The organism is Streptomyces sp. NPDC097640 (assembly GCF_040302705.1).
Taxonomy (GTDB): Bacteria; Actinomycetota; Actinomycetes; order Streptomycetales; family Streptomycetaceae; genus Streptomyces.
Map to the genome: position 1 here is coordinate 159,527 of NZ_JBEOSB010000025.1, position 13,453 is coordinate 172,979.

General features: G+C 72.0%; 14 protein-coding genes and 3 tRNA genes. 12 read left to right on the top strand and 5 right to left on the bottom strand.

Features of this window, described 5'->3' with window-relative positions; genetic code table 11:
- Nucleotides 1–107: 107 nt before the first annotated feature.
- Nucleotides 108–1,724, top strand: coding sequence for a DUF4135 domain-containing protein (locus ABTY62_RS33815; protein ID WP_352133226.1), 1,617 nt, complete (start codon nt 108–110; stop codon nt 1,722–1,724).
- A gap of 11 nt (nt 1,725–1,735) precedes the next feature.
- On the opposite strand, the gene ABTY62_RS33820 is transcribed toward ABTY62_RS33815, so the two are convergent.
- Nucleotides 1,736–2,338: a hypothetical protein gene (locus ABTY62_RS33820; protein WP_352133227.1), complete on the bottom strand. Its 603-nt coding sequence runs from the start codon at nt 2,336–2,338 to the stop codon at nt 1,736–1,738.
- A 260-nt stretch (nt 2,339–2,598) separates the two neighbouring features.
- Here ABTY62_RS33820 and ABTY62_RS33825 point away from each other — a divergent pair, with 260 nt between their 5' ends.
- The gene (locus tag ABTY62_RS33825) at nt 2,599–3,078 is read left to right on the top strand and encodes a DUF3574 domain-containing protein (RefSeq protein ID WP_352133228.1); all 480 of its coding nucleotides are present in this window, start codon (nt 2,599–2,601) and stop codon (nt 3,076–3,078) included.
- A gap of 41 nt (nt 3,079–3,119) precedes the next feature.
- Here the strand turns inward: ABTY62_RS33825 and ABTY62_RS33830 are convergent, their stop codons facing one another.
- Nucleotides 3,120–3,776, bottom strand: a complete 657-nt coding sequence (locus ABTY62_RS33830) for an NAD(P)H-binding protein (protein WP_352133229.1) — start codon at nt 3,774–3,776, stop codon at nt 3,120–3,122.
- A 104-nt stretch (nt 3,777–3,880) separates the two neighbouring features.
- On the opposite strand from ABTY62_RS33830, the gene ABTY62_RS33835 reads away from it, so the two are divergent.
- Nucleotides 3,881–5,089 carry a hypothetical protein gene (locus ABTY62_RS33835; protein WP_352133230.1) on the top strand — a complete coding sequence of 403 codons (1,209 nt, stop codon included), beginning with the start codon at nt 3,881–3,883 and terminating at the stop codon, nt 5,087–5,089.
- Nucleotides 5,090–5,106: 17 nt separating this feature from the next.
- On the opposite strand, the gene ABTY62_RS33840 is transcribed toward ABTY62_RS33835, so the two are convergent.
- Nucleotides 5,107–6,366: an amidohydrolase family protein gene (locus tag ABTY62_RS33840; RefSeq protein WP_352133231.1), complete on the bottom strand. Its 1,260-nt coding sequence runs from the start codon at nt 6,364–6,366 to the stop codon at nt 5,107–5,109.
- 220 nt (nt 6,367–6,586) lie between these two features.
- On the opposite strand from ABTY62_RS33840, the gene ABTY62_RS33845 reads away from it, so the two are divergent.
- The 6 genes from ABTY62_RS33845 (at nt 6,587) to ABTY62_RS33870 (ending at nt 9,280) form a co-directional block, all read left to right on the top strand.
- Nucleotides 6,587–6,659, top strand: a tRNA-Thr gene (locus tag ABTY62_RS33845).
- A 55-nt stretch (nt 6,660–6,714) separates the two neighbouring features.
- Nucleotides 6,715–6,787: transfer RNA gene (locus ABTY62_RS33850), tRNA-Met, on the top strand.
- A gap of 83 nt (nt 6,788–6,870) precedes the next feature.
- The gene (rpmG, locus tag ABTY62_RS33855; RefSeq protein WP_065962933.1) at nt 6,871–7,035 is read left to right on the top strand and encodes a 50S ribosomal protein L33; all 165 of its coding nucleotides are present in this window, start codon (nt 6,871–6,873) and stop codon (nt 7,033–7,035) included.
- Between the two features lie 155 nt (nt 7,036–7,190).
- Nucleotides 7,191–7,694 (top strand): FAS1-like dehydratase domain-containing protein, encoded by a 504-nt coding sequence (locus tag ABTY62_RS33860; RefSeq protein WP_311726626.1) that lies wholly within the window; start codon nt 7,191–7,193, stop codon nt 7,692–7,694.
- Nucleotides 7,691–8,125 (top strand): MaoC family dehydratase, encoded by a 435-nt coding sequence (locus tag ABTY62_RS33865; protein ID WP_352133232.1) that lies wholly within the window; start codon nt 7,691–7,693, stop codon nt 8,123–8,125. Before ABTY62_RS33860 ends, ABTY62_RS33865 begins: the two co-directional genes overlap by 4 nt.
- A gap of 99 nt (nt 8,126–8,224) precedes the next feature.
- Nucleotides 8,225–9,280: a UDP-N-acetylmuramate dehydrogenase gene (locus ABTY62_RS33870; RefSeq protein ID WP_311726628.1), complete on the top strand. Its 1,056-nt coding sequence runs from the start codon at nt 8,225–8,227 to the stop codon at nt 9,278–9,280.
- Nucleotides 9,281–9,307: 27 nt separating this feature from the next.
- Here the strand turns inward: ABTY62_RS33870 and ABTY62_RS33875 are convergent, their stop codons facing one another.
- Nucleotides 9,308–10,324 carry an adenosine deaminase gene (locus ABTY62_RS33875; RefSeq protein WP_352133233.1) on the bottom strand — a complete coding sequence of 339 codons (1,017 nt, stop codon included), beginning with the start codon at nt 10,322–10,324 and terminating at the stop codon, nt 9,308–9,310.
- Between the two features lie 248 nt (nt 10,325–10,572).
- Nucleotides 10,573–11,811, bottom strand: coding sequence for a pyridoxal phosphate-dependent aminotransferase (locus tag ABTY62_RS33880; RefSeq protein WP_352133234.1), 1,239 nt, complete (start codon nt 11,809–11,811; stop codon nt 10,573–10,575).
- Nucleotides 11,812–12,004: 193 nt separating this feature from the next.
- Here ABTY62_RS33880 and ABTY62_RS33885 point away from each other — a divergent pair.
- The 3 genes from ABTY62_RS33885 (at nt 12,005) to nusG (ending at nt 13,415) form a co-directional block, all read left to right on the top strand.
- Nucleotides 12,005–12,077 (top strand) — tRNA-Trp (locus tag ABTY62_RS33885).
- A gap of 110 nt (nt 12,078–12,187) precedes the next feature.
- Entirely contained in the window at nt 12,188–12,478 is a 291-nt protein-coding gene (gene secE, locus ABTY62_RS33890; RefSeq protein ID WP_311726631.1) for a preprotein translocase subunit SecE, read from the top strand.
- A gap of 79 nt (nt 12,479–12,557) precedes the next feature.
- Complete coding sequence (nusG, locus tag ABTY62_RS33895; protein ID WP_352133235.1) at nt 12,558–13,415, top strand: transcription termination/antitermination protein NusG; 858 nt, start codon at nt 12,558–12,560, stop codon at nt 13,413–13,415.
- Nucleotides 13,416–13,453 lie beyond the last annotated feature (38 nt).

Here is a 13,453-nt window from a genome sequence, read left to right on the forward strand (position 1 = left end):
GTGTCACTCCCCGTTGTCAGGCCTCCACCCTGTCAAAACCGGCTTCGAGCAGCCAGTTCAAGTTCAGGCCAAGGTTCCGCCAACAGCGCCGCGGCACGCTGCTGACCATGTCCTTCAGCGAGCTCCCCTGGCACAACGCCGCGTATCTGCACGAGAGGCCGCCGTCGCCGGCGGAGGGCGATCCGAGGCGCTGGAGAGACACGCTCGGCCCGGGCGGGGCCCTGGAGCCGGCCGTCCGCGCGCTCGGCCTCACCTACGACGGCTTCCTCAGCCGCCTCGGCCCGCAGTGCCGGCAGGACTGGCCGACGCCGACCCCGGAGTGGGTACGGGCCGCCGACCGCCGCGCGGCCCTGGGCGAGGCGGACCCGGCGGCGCAGGCGTATCCGTACCCGTATCCGTATCTGGTCCGCGACGACGAGATGGCGCTCATGCGCCCGGCCGCCGCCCTGGTCCGCGGCAGCCAGCGCGAACTCCGCGCCCGGGTCGCGGAAAGCACCGCGGGGTCGCGGCTGACGGCCCTCCCCGACCTGCTGGCCCGGGCGTGGCCCGGCGAGGACATCGAGCGGATCATGGGGCGCACCATGGCCCTCGAACTCGGCACGGCCAGGCTCGAGGGGCTGCTGCGCGGGGACACGCCGCAGGAGCGGTACGACGACTACGTCCGACTGCTGGGCGAACCCGCGACGCAGCGGGCGCTGTGGACCGAGTACCCGGTGCTGCTGCGCCACCTCGGCGACCTGCTGACGGGCTGGGTGGACTCGCGCGCCGAGCTCGCGGAGCGGCTGGTGGCCGATCTGGCCGAGCTGGACACATGGTGCGACGGCGGGCTCGGCGAGGTCACCGACGTACGGTTCGGGGCGGGCGACACCCACCGGCGCGGCCGCAGCGCGGCCGTCGTCTCCTTCACCGGCGCCACCGTCGTCCACCGGCCGTGGCCGCCCGACGCCGATCAGGGCTGGGACGAGGTCCTGGACTGGTTCCACCGGCAGGCCCCGCCACGCGACCTGATCGCCCGGGCCACCCTGGCCCGCGACGGCTACGGCTGGTCCCGGTTCGTTGAGGCCCTGCCGTGCCGGACACCCGGGGAGGTACGCGCCTTCTCCTGGCGCACCGGGGCGCTGCTCGCCCTGCACCACGCCCTGTGCGGGGTGGATGTGCACCACGAGAACCTCATCGCCCACGGCGCGTACCCGGTGGTGGCCGACATGGCGGCGCCGTTCCGCCGCGCCCTGCCCGCCTCCGCCGCCCGGACGTCGCCCACCCCGGCCGACCTGGAGGCGGGCTTCGCGTGGACGTACCGGGCGATCGCGGCGGACCGGGCGGGCTGGACCGCTCTGCTGGACCGGTTCGCCGACGTCGAGCTGCGCCACACCCCGCGCGCCACCGCGTACTACTCCGCCCTGCTGGAGGACAGCCGGCACCCCGACGTCCTCCGCGACGCGCTCGACCGCGACCGGCTCCTCGCCCGGCTGGCGCTCGGCGCGGACGGCAGCCGGCCCTGGGAGCGGCTGGTGCCCTCGGAACTGCGCGACCTGCGCCGCGGAGACCTGCCCTGCTTCGCGTCGACGCCCGGCTCCCGGGACCTCGTGGACGGCGACGGCCTACGGATCCCCGACTGCCTGGAGGAGGCCCCCATCGAGGTGGCCCGCCGACGGCTCGCCGGGTTGGGCGAGGAGGACCTGGCCGCCCGGACGACGCTGATCAAGCGGGCCTTCGCAGACTGACGACCTTCGCCCTAAGGCGCGGTCGGCTGTTGCTGCTGCTGTTGTTGCGGGTCCGGCTGGGGCGGCGGCTGCTGCTGCGGCTGGGACTGGTTCGGGTCCGGCTGCTGCTGCTGGTTCGGATCGGACGGCGGGGGCGGGGGCGGCGGCGGGTTCTGCTGGTTCTGGTCCGGTGAGGGCTGCTGGGACTGGTCGGACGGGGGCGGCGGGGGCGGGGGAGGGTTGGGCTGGGTCTGGTCAGGCGTGGGCTGCTGGGTGTCCTGGGGCTGCTGGGTGTCCTGCGGCTGTTGGGACGGGGGCTGCTCGGGCGTCGGCTGATCCGGCTGATCGGACTGATCCGTGGGGTCCTGCGCGGGCTGCTCCGCGGACGGGGGATCGGACGACGGGGGCGAGGCATCCCTCGCGGGCGGGTCGGTCGCGTCGGCCGAGGAGTCGGATTTGGGTGGGGCGGCCGACTCGGAGGCGGGATGGGTTTTCTTGGGTGTGTTCGACTTGGGTGGGGAATTGGCGCTCGACGCATAGAAGACCGCGAAAACGATCAGGGCGGCCGCCGCGAAGGCGGTACCGACGATCATTGCGATGCGACGCGAGGTGAAACGCCATGAGTGCATACTCATATCTCTCCATCCTTCCGTCGCTTCCACTGTGCGTCCGCCATGGTCCGCGCACCTCCCCCGGGGGCGGGGGAATATCCCCCTACCTTTGGGGGGCTGCCGCGGCGAATTCGCCCGGTCGGAGAACGCGGCGGCGGCCTGTAATGCGCGATTTATCGTCGAGCGCGCCGCGATAACCCGTATTCCTGCCGCTGAATTCGGGTGGCTCCGAGGCGCCGGGAGGCGGTCTGTCGCGCGGCGCGCGGGGACGGGACCATCGGGGGATGTCGACCTTGAAGCCGCGTGTGCGGCTCGCCGCCGTCGGAGTGGCCTTCGCCCTCGCCGCGGCCACCCCCGTCGCCGCGTACGCCGCGCTCGACGACGAGCCCTCGTCCGCCGCGTCCGCGTCCGCCGCCTCCGCCGTGAGCCGGGGCAAGCCCTATGTCGAGACCCGGCTGTTCTTCGGGACGCAGCGACCCGACGGCGGCCCGCCCGTGACCGACAAGCAGTTCATGGCCTTCGTCGACGAGGAGGTCACGCCGAGCTTTCCGTCCGGGCTGACGATCCAGGACGGCCGGGGGCAGTGGCGGGACCAGAACGGCACGATCGAGCGGGAGCGCTCGTACGAGCTGATCCTGCTGTACCCGGTGTCCGAGGCGCGGGCGCACGACCCGCGGATCGAGCGGATCCGGGACGCCTACGAGCGGCGTTACGCGCAGGAGTCCGTGGCCCGCGCCGACGACACCACCCGGGTGGACTTCTAGGGAGGTGTCCGGCGCAGGCGTCGAGATCCGCCGGACAGGGCCTAGGCCGGCGCCCCGACCGCGTCGGCGATCGGCGTCGGGCCGTTCACCAGCTCCAGCGTGCGGCCCGCCGTGCGGGGCTCGTCGAGGAGGGCCAGCAGCACGGCGGCCACGTCGTCGCGGGTGACCGAGCCGTACTCGACGTGGTCGGCCAGGGTCACCCGGCCGGTGCCCGGGTCGTTCGTCAGCCGGCCCGGGCGCAGGACGGTCCAGTCGAGGGCCGTGCGGGCCCGCACGGCCGTGTCCGCCTCGGTCTTGGCGTGCAGATACGCCGCGAAGACGGGGTCGGTGTCCAGGGGGATCTCGCGGTCGGCGCCCATGGAGGAGACGATCAGGAACCGCCGTACGCCGGCTCGCTCGGCCGCGTCCGCGAAGAGCACGGCGGCGGCGTGGTCGACCGTCTCCTTGCGGGCGGCGCCGCTGCCGGGGCCCGCGCCGGCCGCGAAGACCGCGGCGTCGGCGGCCCCCAGATGCCGGGCGACATCGTCCACCGACGCCGTTTCCAGGTCGCAGACGACCGGTTCGGCCCCGGCGGCCAGCAGGTCGCCCGCCTGTTCGGGGTGGCGGACGATGCCCGCGGACTCGTCTCCGCGCCGGGCGAGCAGCCGCTCCAGCCGCAGCGCGATCTGACCGTGTCCTCCAGCGATGACAATGCGCATGATCCCGACCGTACGCCGTGCAACCTTCCCTGGCACTCGGGAGTCTGATCAGAAGATCAGGTGCTCTGTCTGATCAGCTCATCCGAGGAGTCCCGATAACCGCCATGAGCGCCATCCGTATGTCCCCGGTCAAGTCCCGGGCCAAGTCCCTGGTCAAGCCGCTGGTCGCACTCGGCTGCACCACCGCGCTGGTCACGGGCGTCGCCGCGTGCGGTGCCGTCGAGAACATCTCGGCGGGCAAGCGGCTGGAGAACGCGACCGACAAGCTCGGCGAGCGCCGGTCCCTGTCGGTGGAGCTGGACCTCGACGCGACGCCCGAGCAGCTCATCGCGCTCTCCAAAAACAACAGTTCGGCGGAGCCGATGACGCGCGAGGAGGCCGAGGCACTGGCCGGGCTGCGGGTCAGCGTGGCCGTGCAGGCGAAGAAGCCGCTGGCGGAGGCCGGTGACAAGGACATCACCGGCGTACGGATGAAGCTCAGCGGGCCCGACGGCGATCTCGCCGAGTACCGGATCATGGGCGAGACGGCGTACATCCGGCTGGACGTGAAGGCGTTCGGCGAGCTGAGCGGCGAGCCCGCGCCGTCCGCCGACGAGCTGCCCGAGGACATGCCGGGCGGCAAGGTGTTGCGGAAGCTCTTCGACGGCGGGTGGGTCAAGGTCGACACCGCCGAGATGAAGAAGGCCCAGGAGGAGCTCGGCGCCGGGGGCGGGCAGAAGAAGGGGGCCGGCGGGGCCGATATCGCCCCCGAGACCAGCCGGAAGATCACCAAGCAGCTCAAGAAGCTCTTCGCGCGCGAGGTCACCATCAAGGACGAGGGCCGCCGTGACGGGGCGGACCACCTGGTGGCCACCGGGCCCGTCAGGACCCTGCTGACCGGCGTCTTCGACGAGCTGCGGCCGTTCACCGACGAGATCCCGGGTGGCGAGGGCCTGCCGACCGCCAAGGACTTCAAGGATGTGCCGAACAAGAAGATCGCGGTCGACTTCGCCATCAAGAACGGCGCGCTCACCGAGGCCAGCGCGGATCTCGCGCCGTTCGCCGAGGGGCTGAAGAAGGGCGACAAGCTGCCCCTGAAGCTGACGTTCGGCGAGGCCGGGAAGATCGCCGCCCCGTCCGGCGCCACCGAGCTCGACATCAAGGAGCTGATGGAGGCGGCCGGCGCGATGATGATGGGCGGCATGGACGACGCCAGCGCGCTCTCCGGCGACGACTTCATCCTGGACGACGATGTGCAGGGGGGTCCCGACGGCATCGACGGCCTGGACATCGACCTCAGCGACCTGGAGAAGGCGGACGCCTCGAACAGCTGACCCGTCCAGCCCCTCTTCTACTCCGACCTCGCCTGCCGCGGCAGCTCCAGCGCCGCCGCGGCGGCCGAGGTGCAGTACTCCCGCACCGCGCTGGTGCGCGCCACCACGCGCCCCTGGTGGACCACCACCCGGCTGTAGGCGAGCGAGAGCACGCCCGGCAGGCCGTCGCCGCGCACCGCGAGCAGCTCCGCCGGGAACCCGGCCTCCACGCGCACCTCGGGCAGCCCCAGCGCGGCCCGGGCGCGCCCGCAGACCGCCTCGTACGCCTCCTCGGGTTCCGCCTCGCCCCGCGAGGCCAGGAGGAACGCGGCCTCCAGCGGGTCGCCGCGGCCGACCGGGTTGGCCGCGTCCCGCAGCGCCCCGCTGCCCGCGGCCACCCGGACCCCGGCCGAGCGCAGCAGCCGCACCGGCGCGCAGCCCGGCGGGTGCGTCCCTCGCGCGCGCCGGTCGTCCAGCCCGGCACAGTCGCCCTGGGGCAGGCAGACGACGGTGACCCCCGCCGCCGCGAGCCGCTCCGCCACCCGCGCCACCACGTCGTGCGGCAGCCGCGCCAGCCCCGCGCAGGGGCCGATCGTCACGCCAGGACGCAGCCCGCCGGCCATCGCCGCGAGCCGGGCGAGCCGGGCCGGGTCGTCACCGTCCGTGTGCAGGTCGACGGCGCAGCCGTGGCGGGCGGCGATGTCGAGCACCGCCTCCACATGACCGGTCGGGTCGGGGTCGAGGTCGGGGCAGCCGCCGATGACCCCGGCGCCCATCTTCACCGCGTCCCGCAGCACCGCCAGGCCGTCCGCCCCGGCCGCGCCGGTCAGCACCCGGGGCACCGCCACGGAGGACAGGTCGGTGAGCCCGCGCAGCGCCTCCCGGGCGCGCAGCACGGCCTCCAGGGACCGCAGCCCGTGCACCCCGCCGATGGGTACGTGCGTGCGCAGCGCGGTCGCCCCGTGGCCGAGCTGGAGCAGGGCGGCCTCGGTGGTGCGGCGCTGGACGTCCTCGGGCAGATACGAGACGGGCCCGGGGGTGTCGGCGGTGAGGGCGGTGTCGCCGTGGGCGTGCGGCTCGGCGGGGGCGGGGAGCAGCAGATAGCCGTCGAGGTCGAGGCGGGTGCCGGGGACCAGGCTGCCTGCCGTGCCGACCGCCTCGATGTGCCCGCCGCGGACCCGCACGTCCACGGTCCGGCCGTCGGCGAGCCGGACGCCGCCGAGCACCAGGGCGGGGGCGGCCTCGGGCGCCCGGCCGTCGTGCGTGGGCGGCTGCTGCTGCGGATGGCTGTCGGGCATCGCGCTCCTGGATGTCCGGTGGGATGTCCTGTGGCTGTCCTGGGCTTTCAAGATCGCTCGGCGTGGTCCGAGGCCGAGCCTAGGGCGCGCCGCGGGCGGCTTCCGGGAGGAGCCGAATAGTCGTACCGGTGTGGTGCCTGAGCGGGCGGTGGCGGACCGTGACGACGCCCCGATACGGATTTCACCTTCGGCGCCCGAGCGTGTAATGTCTTCATCGCTCGCCCCAATAGCTCAGTCGGCAGAGCGTCTCCATGGTAAGGAGAAGGTCTACGGTTCGATTCCGTATTGGGGCTCTGATGTGTGAGGTGTCCCGCTCGGCTCCGGTCGGGTGGGGGCCAATCGCATCGAAGCGGTGTAGCTCAGTCGGTAGAGCAAGCGGCTCATAATCGCTGTGTCACCGGTTCAAGTCCGGTCACCGCTACACACCGTAGCCGATTGTGGGGTCGGTCCTTCGATCGGCTACTATTTCTGCGTTCATCCATCCGTTCGTCAAGGAGCACTCACGTGGCTGCCACCGACGTCCGCCCGAAGATCACGCTGGCCTGCGTGGAGTGCAAGGAGCGGAACTACATCACCAAGAAGAACCGGCGTAACGACCCGGATCGTCTTGAGCTGAAGAAGCATTGCCCGCGTTGCAACGCGCACACCGCGCACCGCGAGACGCGATAAAAGCGCGACGATCAGATAGATCGAACCGCACAGACCGTATTCAAGGTCGCCCCCCATACGCGGGGGCGGCCTTGTTTCGTTCCGCACTGGTTTCGTTCCGCAAGCACATCCCCAGCAACATCAACCGCAGGACTACCGCAGGAGGTGCCGAGTCGATGGCGCTCGACCAGTCGTTCGTCGGGCGGTCCTACCCGCCCACCGCGCCTTACGAGGTCGGCCGGGAGAAGATCCGCGAATTCGCCGAGGCGATCGGCGACACCAATCCGGTCTACACCGATCCGGAGGCGGCCAGGGCATTCGACCACCCGGATGTGATCGCCCCGCCGACGTTCGTCTTCGCGATCACTTTCAAGGCCGCCGGGGAGCAGGTGATCGAGGACCCGCAGCTGGGCCTGGACTACAGCCGGGTGGTGCACGGCGACCAGAGGTTCGTCTACACCCGCCCGGTGCGCGCGGGTGACCGCCTCACGGTCACCTCGACGATCGACTCGATCAAGTCGCTGGCCGGCAACGACGTCCTGTCCGTCCGCGGCGAGGTGCACGACGAGGCCGGGGAGCACGTGGTGACCGCCCACACGACCCTCGTCGCCCGCGCCGTCGAGGCCCGGGACACCCCGGCGCCGGCCCAGGAAACCCAGGCAGCGGAGGACAACGGATGACAGCCAAGGTCTCGTACGAGGACGTCGAGGTCGGCACCGAGCTGCCCGGACAGGAGTTCCCGGTGACCCGCGCCGCGCTCGTCCAGTACGCGGGCGCCTCCGGCGACTTCAACCCGATCCACTGGAACGAGAAGTTCGCCAAGGAGGTTGGCCTCCCCGACGTCATCGCCCACGGCATGTTCACCATGGCCCAGGCGGGCCGCGTGGTGACCGACTGGGCAGGTGACCCGGCGGCCGTGCTGGAGTACGGGGTGCGCTTCACCAAGCCGGTCGTCGTGCCGAACGACGAGAAGGGCGCGGTCATCGAGGTGACCGCGAAGGTCGCCGCCAAGCTGGACGACGAGGCCCGTACGGTCCGTGTGGACGTCGTGGCGACCAGCGCGGGGCAGAAGGTGCTGGGCCGGGCCCGCGCCGTCGTCCGCCTCGCCTGAGGCCCCTGAGGGCCCGCGAGAAACGTGAGGCGCGCCCCGTGCCCTGGGCCGCGGCACCGCCGCCCGGCCCCGCCGGGGCGCCCCCGTACTCTTGAGCGCGTGCAGGAACTCCACGACGCGCCCCTGGCCCCCCTCACCACCTTCCGGCTCGGCGGCCCGGCGGGCCGGCTGCTCACGGCCACCACCGACGACGAGGTGATCACGGCGGTCCGGGAGGCCGACGCGGCCGGGACCCCGCTGCTGGTCATAGGCGGCGGCAGCAACCTGGTCATCGCCGACAAGGGCTTCGACGGCACCGCCCTGCGCATCGCGACCAGCGGCTTCGCCCTCGACGGCGACACGCTGGAGCTGGCCGCGGGCGAGAACTGGTCGGACGCGGTGGCCCGCACGGTCCGGGCCGGTCTCGCCGGGATCGAGTGCCTGGCCGGAATCCCCGGGTCCGCGGGGGCGACCCCGATCCAGAACGTGGGGGCGTACGGGCAGGAGGTCTCGGCCACGATCACCGAGGTCGTCGCCTACGACCGGCGCGCCGAGACCGTCGTGACCATCCCGAACGCCGACTGCGGCTTCGCCTACCGCCACAGCCGCTTCAAGGCCGATCCGCAGCGCCATGTGGTGCTGCGGGTGCGCTTCGCGCTGGAGGACGCGGGCGGCCTGTCCGCGCCCGTCAAGTACGCGGAGACCGCCCGCGCCCTCGGCGTGGCGGTCGGGGAGCGGGTGCCCGTCGCCACCGCCCGCGACACGGTGCTGAAGCTCCGCGCCGGGAAGGGCATGGTCCTCGACCCCGACGACCACGACACCTGGTCCGCGGGCTCCTTCTTCACCAACCCGGTCCTGGCCGAGGACGCCTACGCGGCCTTCCTGGCCCGCGCCGCCGAGCGCCTGGGCCCCGACGTCACCCCGCCCGCCTACCCGGCCGGCGAGGGGCGGATCAAGACCTCCGCCGCATGGCTGATCGACAAGGCGGGCTTCGCCAAGGGCTACGGCACCGGCCCGGCCCGCATCTCCACCAAGCACACCCTCGCCCTGACCAACCGCGGCGCCGCCACCACCGAGGACCTGCTCGCGCTCGCCCGCGAGGTCGTCGCCGGGGTCGAGGCCGCGTTCGGCGTCACGCTCGTCAACGAGCCCGTGACGGTCGGCGTCAGCCTCTGACGCCCGCTTCCCCGGTCACCCGGCCGCTCACCCGGCCGCCAGCCAGCCGTCGATGTCGGCGAGCAGCCGCGCGGCCACGTCCTTCGGGGCCGCCGAGCCGCGAACGGACTGCCGGGCCAGCTCGGCCAGCTCGGCGTCCGTGAAGCCGTGGTGCTCGCGCGCCAGCTCGTACTGGGCCGCCAGCCGCGACCCGAACAGCAGCGGGTCGTCGGCGCCCAGCGCCATCGGCACCCCGGCCTCGTACAGCGTGCGCAGCGGCACGTCCTCCGGCTTCTCGTAGACCCCCAGGGCCACGTTCGAGGACGGGCACACCTCGCAGGTCACGCCCCGCTCGGCGAGCCGGCGCAGCAGCCGCGGGTCCTCGGCGGCCCGCACGCCGTGGCCCACCCGCTGCGCGCCGAGGTCGTCCAGGCAGTCGCGGACGCTGCTGGGGCCCGACAGCTCGCCGCCGTGCGGGGCCGCGAGCAGGCCGCCGTCCCGCGCGATGGCGAAGGCCCGGTCGAAGTCCCGGGCCAGGCCGCGCCGCTCGTCGTTGGACAGCCCGAAGCCGATCACGCCCCGGTCGGCGTAGCGGACCGCCAGCCGGGCCAGCGTGCGCGCCTCCAGGGGGTGCTTCATGCGGTTGGCGGCGATCAGCACCCGCATCCCGAGCCCGGTGTCCCGGGAGGCGGTCTCGACCGCGTCCAGGATGATCTCGATCGCGGGGATCAGGCCGCCGAGCCGAGGGGCGTACGAGGTGGGGTCGACCTGGATCTCCAGCCACCCGGCGCCGTCCCGCACATCCTCCTCGGCGGCCTCGCGCACCAGCCGCCGGATGTCCTCGGCGTCGCGCAGACAGGACCGCGCGATGTCGTACAGCCGCTGGAACCGGAACCAGCCGCGCTCGTCGGTGGCCCGCAGCCTGGGGGGCTCGCCGCCGCTCAGCGCCTCCGGCAGGTGGACGCCGTACTTGTCGGCCAGTTCGAGCAGCGTGGCGGGGCGCATCGAGCCGGTGAAGTGGAGGTGCAGATGCGCTTTGGGAAGCAGAAGTACGTCACGTGCCATCTGCAGATACTGCCGCACCCCGGAGCGCCCCGGTACCGCTTTCGCCGAACGGGGCCTTGCCCGCACATGAATCCGAGGTGCCGGGCGGCCCGGCCCGCGCCCCGGCACCGCGCCCCGGGAAAACCCGGGAAAACCCGGGAACCCCGGAAAACCCGGGAACCCCGGAAAACCCGGGAACCCCGGAAAACGGAAGGCGGGCCGGGAGTGCCTTTCGATGGCACGGCCGGCCCGCCCGGGGGAGTGCAGCGTCAGGCGCGCGCCTCGCCCAGCAGCTTCTGCAACCGGGAGACGCCCTCGACGAGGTCCTCGTCGCCCAGCGCGTACGACAGGCGCAGATAGCCCGGGGTGCCGAAGGCCTCACCCGGGACGACCGCGACCTCGGCCTCCTCCAGGATCAGCTCGGCCAGCTCCACGGAGCTCTGCGGGCGCTTGCCGCGGATCTCCTTGCCGACCAGCCCCTTCACCGAGGGGTAGGCGTAGAAGGCGCCCTCGGGCTCGGGGCACTCCACGCCGTCGATCTCGTTCAGCATCCGCACGATGGTGCGGCGGCGGCGGTCGAAGGCCTGGCGCATCGTGGCCACGGCCTCCAGGTCGCCGGAGACGGCGGCCAGCGCGGCGGCCTGTGCGACATTGCTCACGTTTGACGTGGCGTGCGACTGGAGGTTGGTCGCGGCCTTGACGACGTCCTTGGGGCCGATGACCCAGCCCACGCGCCAGCCGGTCATGGCGTACGTCTTCGCCACGCCGTTGACCACGATGCACTTGTCCCGCAGCTCGGGCACCACGACCGGGAGCGAGTGGAATTCCGCGTCCCCGTAGACCAGGTGCTCGTAGATCTCGTCGGTGAGCACCCACAGCCCGTGCTCGGCCGCCCAGCGCCCGATCGCCTCGACCTGCTCGCGCGAGTAGACGGCGCCCGTGGGGTTGGACGGGGAGACGAAGAGCACCACCTTGGTGCGGTCGGTGCGGGCCGCCTCCAGCTGCTCCACGGAGACCCGGTAGCCGGTGGTCTCGTCGGCGACGACCTCGACCGGGACGCCGCCCGCGAGCCGGATCGACTCGGGGTAGGTGGTCCAGTACGGCGCGGGGACGATGACCTCGTCACCCGGGTCCAGGATCGCCGCGAACGCCTCGTAGATCGCCTGCTTGCCGCCGTTGGTCACCAGCACCTGCGCGGCCTCGACCTCGTAGCCGCTGTCGCGCAGCGTCTTCGCGACGATCGCGGCCTTGAGCTCGGGCAGCCCGCCGGCCGGCGTGTAGCGGTGGTACTTGGGGTTGCGGCAGGCCTCCACGGCGGCCTCGACGATGTAGTCGGGCGTGGGGAAGTCGGGCTCGCCCGCGCCGAAGCCGATCACCGGGCGCCCGGCGGCCTTGAGCGCCTTGGCCTTGGCGTCGACGGCCAGCGTGGCGGACTCGGAGATCGACCCGATACGGGCGGATACGCGGCGCTCGGTCGGGGACTGTGCATGGGGAGAAGCAGCGGTCATAGGTGCATGGTCCCAGACCGCCGAATACGGCGGCACGCGGGTTTCCGGGCGCCATGAGGACGCCATGAGGGCTATTCGTTCGACGCCCGGCCCCGGAACACGTACACTCATCCGTCGTTGGCCGCTCAACAGCCGTTCCGTCCCGCGCACTCCATGGAGCCGGGTGGATGCGGTAGGTTGGGTGGAGCCGCAAAGGGTCGTAGCTCAATTGGTAGAGCACTGGTCTCCAAAACCAGCGGTTGGGGGTTCAAGTCCCTCCGGCCCTGCTACCACGCACGTTTTTCAGGGTGCGTGCGCGCGTAGTGAGTAATTCAATGCACCGCTGTGCGGCCGGCCGGACGCGGCACGGCCACGACCCGGATTCAGGTGAGGACGAGTGACGGAAGCCCTAGGCTCCACCGCGACGCCTGAGAGCGGCCGTCCCGAGGACGAGGTGGCGGCCAAGAAGGGCCGCCGTGGTGGAAAGCGGGCGAAGAAGGGCCCCCTCGGCAGGCTCGCGCTCTTCTACCGCCAGATCATCGCTGAGCTGCGCAAGGTCGTGTGGCCCACGCGTGGCCAGCTTTCGACGTACACCACTGTGGTGATCGTCTTTGTGCTCATCATGATCGGCATCGTTACCGTGATTGACTATGGGTTCAACCAAGCCATCAAGTACGTCTTCGGCTGAGCCCTCGAAGGGTGGCGCTGTTTCCGAGTTGCCCCTTTCGCACGTTCCACCACCTTGAAGCCAGGAAGAAGCAGCCACCGTGTCTGACCCGAACCTGAACAAGGCCGCCGAGGCCGTCGAGTCCGTCGAGGACGAGCTCGACATCGTCGAGGCTGCCGATGAGGACCAGGCCGAGGCTGCGGACGCTGAGGCGGGAGAGTCGGCCGAGAAGGCCGCGGTCCGCGTCGAGGACGAGGCCGCTGTCCTGGGGGCCGAGGAAGCCGCCGAGGCCGACGCAGAAGCGGCCGAAGAGGTTGAAGAAGAAGCCGAAGAGGCAGCGGTCGACCCGGTCGAGGCCCTGCGCGAGGAGCTGCGTACCCTCCCCGGCGAGTGGTACGTCATCCACACCTACGCGGGGTACGAGAACCGCGTGAAGACCAACCTCGAGCAGCGCGCCGTCTCGCTGAACGTCGAGGACTACATCTTCCAGGCCGAGGTGCCGCAGGAAGAGGTCGTCCAGATCAAGAACGGCGACCGCCGCACCGTGCGCCAGAACAAGCTCCCCGGCTATGTGCTGGTGCGCATGGACCTGACGAACGAGTCCTGGGGCGTGGTCCGGAACACCCCGGGCGTCACCGGCTTCGTGGGTAACGCGTACGACCCGTACCCGCTGACCCTGGACGAGATCGTCAAGATGCTCGCCCCGGAGGCCGAGGAGAAGGCCGCCAAGGCCGCCGCCGAGGAGGCGGGCCTGCCGGCGCCGAGCCGCAAGGTCGAGGTCCAGGTGCTGGACTTCGAGGTGGGCGACTCGGTCACGGTCACCGACGGCCCCTTCGCGACGCTCCAGGCGACGATCAACGAGATCAACGCCGACTCGAAGAAGGTCAAGGGCCTGGTGGAGATCTTCGGCCGGGAGACCCCGGTCGAGCTGAGCTTCGACCAGATCCAGAAGAACTGACCATACGAACCTTCCGATCAGGTCAGACGGGCTTTCGC